This window comes from Pseudorhodobacter sp. W20_MBD10_FR17 (assembly GCF_052119765.1).
GTDB lineage: Bacteria > Pseudomonadota > Alphaproteobacteria > Rhodobacterales > Rhodobacteraceae > Pseudorhodobacter.
On the sequence record NZ_JBGQOQ010000067.1, the window covers coordinates 1 to 9,560 of the forward strand.

The window sequence follows — 9,560 nt, forward strand, 5'->3', positions numbered from 1 at the left end:
CGGCGCTTGGGGTCATCAGACCGATGGACGACCGTGATGGCGCGCGTGGTGGAGAGGGTGAAATTGGTTTGAAGCATTTTTAGTTCCTTTAAATGCCAAGAAATTTGGCGCTGGTTGCGATCGGAGGCGATCATTTTTTGCGCATGGCTTTCGGGATGAGCATCCCCGTGATGGGTGTGGGCAGAAATCTAAGGTAAACGCACTATTTTCGTTGCATTAGTAACGTATATAGTGCGTTGATGTATCGTGCGCAAGTATATAAGTAACGTATTCGATACTTTTATTTACTGAGAGATATATGCCCGAGCAAACAGACTGGGAAACAAAGGCTGCAAACCTTCTGAAAGCCGAACTGAAGCGAAAAGGGGTCACTTATGCGCAGCTTGTGGAAAAACTGAAGGTGATTGGGGTGATTGAGAAAGAGGTGAACGTCAGAAATAAGCTTTCGCGCGGAAAGTTTTCGGCGGCCTTTCTGCTTCAATGCTTAGAAGCGATCGGCTCAGGGCACCTGTATTTAGAATAGGTATAGCGGGTTTCATTGACGCAGGCCGTGGGCGCATAGGACAATTGTAATTGTACCCAAAGGTTATCCTGGGCGCTGATCGGTTTGTGGATTTTGGACGACGAGCGCTCCATAGGTTTCCGTTGCGGGCCTAGGATTGAATGCAGTGGAAGGTGCGACATTGGGCGCACAATTGGGGTTTCGAAAGGGGCGCCAGCCCCTTCGGCAGAGGGTTTCGAAAGGGGGATGTGCAGCTTCCCCCTTCGACTACATGGCATAAAACGAACCCCTTGGGGTGAGGTTATGCCTAGTAGGTTCTAACATAGGCTAGAAAATAGTCGGTGTTTTAAAGTTTATCTTCATCATTCTATTTTGGATTTTCATCGATCCCTCGGATTATGGGACCATGAAAGATTACATACAAGACATCCTCATCCCTGTTCGGCATTCAAACCCAAATGCCGTTTCCATTCGCATAAAAGCGAAATCACTGAGCCGTGCCAAATGGCAAAGACGGCATGATTTCCGGATCGGAAAACAACCTGCTTACGTTGATCGCGCGCGCTCTCATTTGAATAGGCCGCTGATTGAGTTGCGTCCTTTACCTCAGATCCAGGCTGAGAATAAGGATCTGCGGGAAAAGGCAGGGCGTATCCGCGCCATGAAATCAGACGCGGCCGTTGTCACCGTTGGCATCATCACGTTCGGACATATTGCAGCCAAGCATTTCTTGGAATTGACCCCAGATAAGCAAGACGCGGCCTTTATCGAATTGGTTCAGGAGATCGCGGCACGCCTCAACACAAAGGTAGAGGCTCTGGTCGTGCATTTGGATGAGACGACAATTCACGCCCATTTCATGTTGCGGGCCTATGACGATGACGGCAACGCGGTCAGCGAGATGGCAAAAACGAAGGTATTGGTTGGGCTGCAAGACCTCGGTGCCTTGGTCATGCAACGGCACCATCCAAAGATTGAACGGGGCCATCGGAAGGCGGATCGTTTGGCCGCTGGCGCGGATTATCCGGAAACCCTCAATCGCAGCGTCCGCCAGCTTCATGATGATCTCCCCCTCGAAATTGAGGCTAAGCAGGCCAAGATTGAGGCCTTGCAAGTCGAGGCTGCGGCGTTGGAGGCATCGATAGAGAAGACCAAAACATACTTGGACAAACTAAATGCGAAAGCTGAGCTGAACGCAAAAGAAGAGGCGCGGTTGCGTGTCTATGAAGCCCGCATTGCGAAAAAAGATCTGGAGATGGCATCGCTGGAGGGAACCCTCCGGGAGGAACAGGCAGAGCTGCAAACCGCGAAAGTGGCTGTGGAATTACAACACGCACGCCTAAATTCAGAGGGGATCGATCTCGTTTTTGAAAAGCGGAAAGTTGCAAAAGCCCAGAGCGATGCAATCAAGGCTGCAGAGAGTGCCGTTGAAAGGGAGGCGGAGGCTTCGAAAAGCCTTGCCGCTGCCGAAGTCGCTCAAGCCGGATATGAGGCCGGAATGGCGGCTGTCGAGAGTGTTGTGGGCGAGATCTTCGACGGGACTATGCGGGTCGATGATGCCGACGGGCAAATCACGATGAAATCCTCTGAGGAATCCAAACAGATCGGCCGTGACCTCGCCCTCCTTCAGTTTGCGCACCGAAGTCCATTCGGTGTGAATGCCTGCAAAGAAGGCCAAGGGGCGGTCGTCGCCGAGCGCAAACCAGATGGGATGATTGCGCGGACTGCCAGCGCGCGTGTCCAGTTCGGAAAAGCTGGTGAAGGGGACGAGGCAGCGGTTCTGCACCCCCAGCCAGCGCCGCCAATGGGGTGAGGCAGTATTGCGAATATTCGTGACACCGGGATCGGTGCGTTTACCCTCAAGAAACACCTGCGGCGTGGGCATCCCCCAGCGCGCCTTGGCCATTTGCCATCCGCCTTGCGCCCCCTGCCGAATGATCGGCGCGGCGTAATCCGGGTAGATGCCTGTTTGTGCGGGAAGGTTGCCTGTCAGATCCTCAAGCATCTCATCCCCGATCAGCATATCATCAAACACATGCCGCATCGCATCCTGGCTTTTGGTCTGGGAATAGAGATTGCACATGAGGTATCCGGAGTCATGGGTGGGCTTATCTGGAACTTTACGGGAACATGCTTTGAAAATAAATGGCTCCGTTTGCGGCAAAAGCTCCCGAAACAAGATATAGTGTGCGGCGTGAGGGGGGAAGTTTGGCCAATTCTGAGCATTCCCGAGCGTTGAAAATTGATTTTCTGAACAGTTTTCAGAAGGTTCTTGGGCAGTTTTCTTGGGCTTCACTTGACCAATGCGAGTAAGGAGCTTCAGAAGGGCATTTCTAGGGCGTGTTGACGTTCACTTCAAACGGATCACGGTTGCCGCAAGAGAGATGAATGCGCTGAAGCTGGCGTCAGTTTTGCAGCAGCGCATTGCGATTTCCCTGTATTCCTTGAGCTTTCCAAAGAAATTCTCGATCAGGTGCCGCCATTTATAGGTGTCTCGGTCGAAGTCAGCCGGAAACCGACGGTTGGATTTTGGCGGAATGTCCGCTTCGATCCCGGCATCTGTCAGCGCGTCACGGAGCCAGTTGGCGTCGAATGCCCGGTCGGCAAGGAACTGGCCGCAGGTTAGCCCGTCGATCAACGCCGATGTGCCGCGCAAATCATGCGCCTGTCCGGGGAGCAGCCGGAAGTCGATCAGATTGCCCAAAGCATCTGTCAGTGCCATGATCTTGCTGGTTATGCCACCACGAGAACGCCCAATGGCCTGGCTTTGTGTCCCCCTTTTACGCCCTGGCCATGACGGTGCACCTTGACGATTGTGCCGTCTACCATCGCGTATTCAAAGTCGGAGTCTTTGGCTAACACTCTGAACATTCGATAGAATGCGTCCGCTTTGACCCATCTGCGAAACCGCTTGAAGACTGTATTCCATCGCCCGAACTCTGACGGCAGATCGCGCCAAGGGCATCCCGTTCGTTCAATTCACAGAACCGCCTCGACAAAAAGACGATGGTTCGGCCCGGTGCGCCCGGGGTCACATTTCCGGCCAAGACAGTGCGGTGCTATGGTTTCCCACTGGGCGTCGGCCATAGCGGTGCGGATCAAGGTTGCCTCCTATGTTTGCAACCTTGAATCACTCAATAACCGATTTGGGAATCCTCAAACGTCAACACGCCCTAGTCAAACGTAGCAACATCGTAAGAGGCGACATTTATCGTAAGATAGATGTACTGACATGCTGTAACATGCTTAAAACACTATACCGCTCAGACATCGTTTTATGAACCGTGTCTTCAACTGCTCTAATACTTCCACGCCTTTTTAAAGGCGTGGCTTTTTTTTGAACAGTTGCTCAGCAATAATCAGAGCGGCCAAATAAATGGCTATTTCTGCACCGTAGAACAGCAGAAAGAATAGCCGTGACGTTCCGTTTTAATTCGAAACCGAACCGCTGTTAACAGCGCCGAGTGCAGTGGTAACGATTGAATCCACATGGGCATTCACGCCCGATATAATGTTTGTGACCCGACCCGTCACATCCGTGCTATTGGTGGCAAGGTTAATTGCCATCATGCTGGCATCCGCACTTCCGCCGAGCTGTCTGAAATGGCTTGACAAGACCGATGTTATATCCGTCGACGCGAAATCAAATGTGATATTTGGGCCCTTGCTTAATCGCGCCATATCAATACCGCTCAGGCCGAGCGCATCTGGGCCCACGACGACCTGAACCTTGGTCACAATCTCACCAGCGTTTACGGCACCCAAAGCGGTGCTTCCGATGCTACCCAAGTCAAAAAAATTGGCGCCAGCCTCTAGGGCTGCGACTTGGCTTATTTCAGGCGGATACATTGTGCCAATAATAGTCGTGATCGACCCGTCAATTCGGGTCATATACGAGATCCGCGCCTGATCGAGCAGCGTGCCTCTTGCTGTCTGGTTGAAGATCGACAATTGCCCTGCGGGCGGGATCGCATATAGCGCACTGCCAACAGGGTAAAGTCCTGCGCTTAGACCAGACCCAAGTGCCGCTGCGTCAGATGGTGTTACCAACACCCCAAAGTCGTCAGCCGTCCCTAAGATTGCCAACCCAAGTGCATCATAACCGATGATCACACTGTCGCCAGCGGCCAGTGATCTGTTCTGGGTGGTGGGATTGCTAATATTTTCTGCAATATTGGCTGAAATATTTAATGCTGTGATCTGAGGGAATGCTGTGTCTAATAATTGCAGGACACGTTCAAGGACGGATGCTGATGAGGTTTGTGGCAACGCTGCAAAAGCACATAACAAAATCAACCGAAATTGAAAACTGGTTACCATAGCTAAATCAATCTATCTTGATCTGCGAAATTGGAAAAGGCACGAATGCCTCCTCCTTTATTAATGAACCTACGTAGTGTAGATTATTGACCAGCAGATGCGCCGGTGATGCCCGTTACAGCAGCATTTACACCAGAGATGATCGTACCGGTGTTAACCGCACCAAGTGCTGTTGTCGACAGATTGCCAACAGTACCGTTGACTTCGGTCATAGCGTTGTTGATCGAACCGTTGATACCGGTCATGTTGGAGGCGATGTTCAGCACGATTGCACCAGTGTCAGCGGAACCGCCGAGTTGCGCCATGACCGAAGAAACGGCTTCGGTTGATGTCGTCTTGGCATTGTCAACGGACGAGTTCACGCCGAGCGTGATATCGCCAGTGTTAACAGCACCAAGTGCAGTTGTCGCCATATCACCAAAGTTCAGTGTTGGCATGTTGTATTCAACTGCTGACACAACGCCAGCAACTGCTGTTTGTGTTGCATCAGTGATACCATCAACAACGTTGTTGATCGAACCGTTGACGCCGTCGAGGCCAGAAACCTGGATCACATCCGAAGTGTACGAAGCATAGGGGTTCACGGATACGAGAGCAGCTTTCGATGCTGTGGAGAGCACAGTCGAGCCATCAGTAAAGTAACCGGCTGTCGTGCTGACCAATTGGTAGGCAGCTTGATCCGCAGTCGACAGTGCAGCATATTGTGCTGGAGTTAGCACTGTGAGGGTCGTCGGATCGATGTAGTCAGTAGTTGCAACAGCCGAAGTATAATCGGACTGATACTGCTCGGCAGCGGCAGCCTGGTACTCAGCATCTGTAATCACATTACCGGTTGTGTTTAACCAAACGGTCTGGGCAGAAGTACCACCGATGTTTTCGGCGATGTTTGCGAAAGTACCATTTACCGATGCGAGGTTTGTGGCGTTATCGATTTGTCCAAGTACACGCTCCAAAACCGATTGTGCGGAAGCTGTGCCAGACATTGCGATCATTGCGACCGCAGTAGTTGCTAGAAGTTTTTTCATCTTCTTCGTCTCCATAAAGTTCACCCGCCCCCTCGCAGATGAACACCTGTTTACAGCCGTAGTTAGGGGACTGCTTGGACTTGAAGTCTGGCGGCTGCCATCCCTCAATCTTGTGGCCGGTTAAGGTATCAATTGGTCGGTTTGACTTTCCTTAGTGCCGGGAATTTGGTTGCGTGGCGCTGTCGTCACAGGTGCCGTGTCGACTTCTGGCTTTGCTTCATCTTTCGCTTTCAAGCGCATTGCAGACTGCTGTGCTTGCTGAACGGCGAGCATGGCTTGCTGTACCAACATCGCGGCACCGTCGCCTTCAGGGCCATAAAGCCCGTTCTGCGAAGCCAGCTTCAGCGATGCTGCTGAAACAGCTAGGAATTGCGTTGCCTCTGCCGCAGCACTTGATGCCTCGTCAAAAGTTTTTGCATTCGTCGCCACTTCGGCTGCATTTATCGCCCGGCCTGCGTAGGTCGTTGCCCGCGCCGCAAGTTCCAGCGCTTTTTGAGGGACGGGGCCGCGTTGTGCCTGGGTTTTGGCATTGGGTGCTGCCGGCTGTTGCAATGCCTGCATAGGCTCTTTGATGTTGCGTGTCTTGGCCAACTTCAACGCTGCAATAGCGGCTTCGTTTTGGTCCTTCTCAAAGTTCAGACCACCGCTCGGCCTACGGGTATTTCCGTCCAATGGGCTAACAAGACTCCGACATTCCTCATAGGTTTCTCGCGCCATCAGTTGGCCTAACAGTTCCATCGTGGAAAAGTTCAACAATTGACGCATCGCGAAATGCACAGCTTCTCGTTCCATTCCACCAGCCTCTAGGCTCAGCAGGGTTTGGCCAAAGAAGCGGTCTGTCGCACTTCCCACCTCGCGAGTGAAAATTTGCTTTTGAAGCGATACGTTGCCAACGATGCGCCCCGAAAACGCATCCGTCATCGACAGATCTAACGCAATCAAGATGCGGCTTTGTTTCGCCCTTGTGCCCATACCTGCAACGTCTACAGCGACACCGCCACCCGGAATGAAATCCAGACTGTTGATGCTCCCCGAAACGTAAAAATTCGCAGGCGTTTGCTGTTTCAGGTCTCGGATACCCCAATTTTGTTCGACGATGGCGATGTTGGGATCACGACGGTTTACAACTGTCACACCGGCCCGAAACAGGGCAGATTGCACCATCTCACCAGCGCCTTGGGTTACGAATTTTCCCGAGCCACCATCGGCATATGTTTCTTTGCCGGTTGCATCAACGACTTGCCCGACAGCAAAACTGATCGAAGGCTCCAGCTTACCTTGCATGCAGGATAACGCTGTATCAAACGGCGTTACCAAGTCTTCGATGGGAGGGCCTTTGGGTAACTCGATATTCTGCGTCGAAGGCATAAAGCCAAGCCGAAAACCATCGTCCAAACCGCATCCAGACAGGAAAGGTGCAACAATAAGCGCACCTAATATGAGGGGGGGCCGAGCCATTTCTATTGAACGCAAGTCGGAGCTGGCGATGCAATTGCACCAACATCGACCGAAATATCGCCGATGTCACTGCTAATTGAACCAGCGAGTCCCATCGCTTGTATAAACGCTGGATCATTGACAATAGAATCCAGCGCTGACCCATTTACGCACCCGGTATTGTCAGCAGAGTTAGTGGCCGAGATAACGTTAGACGACCCTACAATATCAATATTGGTCGTTCCGGTATTCATGGATCCAACAGCGTTGGTGTTTTGACCAATTCTATCGCCGAGCTGAAAATCGGTTGTAACCTGACCTTCCGTTACGACGTCCACATAATTAGACCTATTGTCGGTCGTATAAGTCGTATTATACGTCGTCACGCTGGTGGGGGACTGGGTGGTCTCCGCATTACGAATGACCTGAGCTCTCGACAGCGCGATGCTTGCATCTGACGAGGATTTAAAACCCCAGCTGCTTGTCCAGCCCTGTCCAACAGTACTCACATTTTGACCATAGGCCGGAAAAGACGCAATAGATGCAATAATTGCAGCTAGGGTCAATGGACTGTAGACTAACTGGAACATTAGCCTTCTCCACCGCTAGATGACGCAGACGCGCCACCGGTTGATGCAGCAGACGACCCGCCACTAGATGACGCAGACGCGCCACCGGTTGATGCAGCAGACGACCCGCCACTAGATGACGCAGACGCGCCACCGGTTGATGCAGCAGACGACCCGCCACTAGAAGACGCAGACGCGCCACCGGTTGATGCAGCAGACGACCCGCCACTAGAAGACGCAGACGCGCCACCAGCTGACGCAGCAGACGATCCGCCGCTAGATGGCGACGAAGAACCGCCGCCTGTAGGGCCAGAGTAACCACTGTTGCCAGCCCCCCCCTCACGTCCAACACTGCTAGAAAAGACTTTGGTACGGCGCGCGTTAAACACCCAGCACTCTGGCAAAGTGCTATATTTATTTAAAACCATCCCACGTGGTACCTCGACACAGTCTTGGTACATTCCGTAATTTTCATTTGAGGGCTCAGACACACAACCAGTTAGAAATGCACCGGTGGAACACACAAATATCATCCGAACAAAAATAGTGTGCTGCATAAATAACAATCCCAACTTGAAGATCTCAAAGAACAAATTCGGTTCTTTAAGATTTAATTTGTTTCCTCCCCTGTTTTGTATGCTTTCAAGCAAAATCCAAAGTGTGCAAAAGTGATCCGTGGTGCGCAAACGGGGTGCGAGCATCTTTCGCTCAGATCCGGCACCCAATTAGTAATCTACGTGCCGGAAATAGGCTTGAAGTTACCCACAAGTTTTCGTCCCCGTGTATTTTCCCTTGACCGGACGGAATTGGACGTGATTCGTTTTCTGGCACCTTCAATATTTTTGGTGCGAGCATGGGACAAAACTGGGTGGCCGACGAGATATCAGAATGTGACTTGGGTGATGCTCGACTTAACCGCTGGCTTGGGGCGATGTTGGAGGCACTCGGCGAACGCCCGGGAAGTACACTGCCTACGGCGTTTCAGGGTTGGGCAAACACCAAGGCCGCTTACCGCTTCTATGCCAATGAGAATGTCAGCGAGGACAAGATTCTTGAGGGCCACTTCAACGCCTCAGCCTTGCGTATTCAAGCAAATGATGGGCCAATCCTGATCTTGCAGGACACGACGGAGTTCACCTTTAAGCGTGCTGCACCAGAGAAGATTGGGTTACCGCCAGAAGAATATTGGCGCGGAACAAGGCCAAGCCATGCAGAAAAATCACGGCCACATCGGAATTCCGTAATGTCCGGCGCAAATACTTCTACAGCAAGAGCCGTCATTGGTCCGACTCCAGGCATCGTTTGCAAACGGCGGGCTGTCTCGCTGCTCGCTGCGACACGTGCCAGTAACTTTGTTTTGGTTTCGATCCGTGCTGTTTGCTCGGAAATCTGCAACAGGAGATCCTGACACTCCGCGACGACCAGCGCGGGAAGCTCGGTATCCGCACTGTCGATATGGGCTTGAATTCGCTTTGTTTGGCTGAGGCCGACAGGAAAGACTGCCCCGTATTCGTAGAGCAGGCCGCGCAATGCATTCATCAACTCTGTCCGTTGACGCACCACACGCTCACGGGCTCGGAAGATTGCGGCGCGCGCTTGCTGCTCTTCGCTCTTGGACGAAACAAAACGTGAGCTATGCGGGAATTTGGGTGATGGCGTGATTTGAAAGGCGGCGTATCGTGGCAGGTGATCAAGCCAGCCAGAACC

General features: G+C 52.2%; 7 protein-coding genes and 3 pseudogenes. 3 read left to right on the forward strand and 7 right to left on the reverse strand.

Annotated elements, in window-relative coordinates:
- The first annotated feature begins 298 nt into the window (after positions 1–298).
- Positions 299–523 carry a DUF6471 domain-containing protein gene (locus tag ACEN2J_RS19985; protein ID WP_442108414.1) on the forward strand — a complete coding sequence of 75 codons (225 nt, stop codon included), beginning with the start codon at positions 299–301 and terminating at the stop codon, positions 521–523.
- A 385-nt stretch (positions 524–908) separates the two neighbouring features.
- Positions 909–2,315 carry a plasmid recombination protein gene (locus tag ACEN2J_RS19990; protein ID WP_442108416.1) on the forward strand — a complete coding sequence of 469 codons (1,407 nt, stop codon included), beginning with the start codon at positions 909–911 and terminating at the stop codon, positions 2,313–2,315.
- On the opposite strand, the pseudogene ACEN2J_RS19995 reads toward ACEN2J_RS19990, so the two are convergent.
- From ACEN2J_RS19995 to ACEN2J_RS20020, 6 genes and pseudogenes are all read right to left on the reverse strand, one after another.
- Positions 2,196–2,585, reverse strand: a pseudogene (locus ACEN2J_RS19995) (SOS response-associated peptidase family protein); the annotation flags it as partial. The gene ACEN2J_RS19990 and the pseudogene ACEN2J_RS19995 overlap by 120 nt on opposite strands.
- A gap of 267 nt (positions 2,586–2,852) precedes the next feature.
- Positions 2,853–3,604, reverse strand: a pseudogene (locus ACEN2J_RS20000) (IS5 family transposase).
- Positions 3,605–3,931: 327 nt separating this feature from the next.
- Positions 3,932–4,822: a hypothetical protein gene (locus ACEN2J_RS20005; RefSeq protein WP_442108418.1), complete on the reverse strand. Its 891-nt coding sequence runs from the start codon at positions 4,820–4,822 to the stop codon at positions 3,932–3,934.
- An 83-nt stretch (positions 4,823–4,905) separates the two neighbouring features.
- Positions 4,906–5,847 (reverse strand): hypothetical protein, encoded by a 942-nt coding sequence (locus tag ACEN2J_RS20010; protein ID WP_442108420.1) that lies wholly within the window; start codon positions 5,845–5,847, stop codon positions 4,906–4,908.
- Between the two features lie 120 nt (positions 5,848–5,967).
- On the reverse strand, positions 5,968–7,242 hold the full coding sequence (locus ACEN2J_RS20015; RefSeq protein ID WP_442108422.1) for a CsgG/HfaB family protein: 1,275 nt from the start codon (positions 7,240–7,242) through the stop codon (positions 5,968–5,970).
- Positions 7,243–7,307: 65 nt separating this feature from the next.
- Positions 7,308–7,874 carry a hypothetical protein gene (locus tag ACEN2J_RS20020; RefSeq protein WP_442108424.1) on the reverse strand — a complete coding sequence of 189 codons (567 nt, stop codon included), beginning with the start codon at positions 7,872–7,874 and terminating at the stop codon, positions 7,308–7,310.
- An 832-nt stretch (positions 7,875–8,706) separates the two neighbouring features.
- Here ACEN2J_RS20020 and ACEN2J_RS20025 point away from each other — a divergent pair.
- Positions 8,707–8,877: pseudogene (locus ACEN2J_RS20025) on the forward strand (IS4/Tn5 family transposase DNA-binding protein); the annotation flags it as partial.
- A 62-nt stretch (positions 8,878–8,939) separates the two neighbouring features.
- On the opposite strand, the gene ACEN2J_RS20030 reads toward ACEN2J_RS20025, so the two are convergent.
- Positions 8,940–9,560, reverse strand: a 621-nt coding sequence (locus tag ACEN2J_RS20030; RefSeq protein WP_442108426.1) for a transposase, incomplete at its 5' end; no start/stop codon positions are given.

Excerpts from the sequence above, each read along its gene's own strand:
- ACEN2J_RS20010 (WP_442108420.1), bottom strand. The coding sequence starts at position 5,847 with ATGAAAAAACTTCTAGCAACTACTGCGGTCGCAATGATCGCAATGTCT.
- ACEN2J_RS19985 (WP_442108414.1), top strand. The coding sequence starts at position 299 with ATGCCCGAGCAAACAGACTGGGAAACAAAGGCTGCAAACCTTCTGAAA.
- ACEN2J_RS20020 (WP_442108424.1), bottom strand. The coding sequence starts at position 7,874 with ATGTTCCAGTTAGTCTACAGTCCATTGACCCTAGCTGCAATTATTGCA.
- ACEN2J_RS20005 (WP_442108418.1), bottom strand. The coding sequence starts at position 4,822 with ATGGTAACCAGTTTTCAATTTCGGTTGATTTTGTTATGTGCTTTTGCA.
- ACEN2J_RS19990 (WP_442108416.1), top strand. The coding sequence starts at position 909 with ATGAAAGATTACATACAAGACATCCTCATCCCTGTTCGGCATTCAAAC.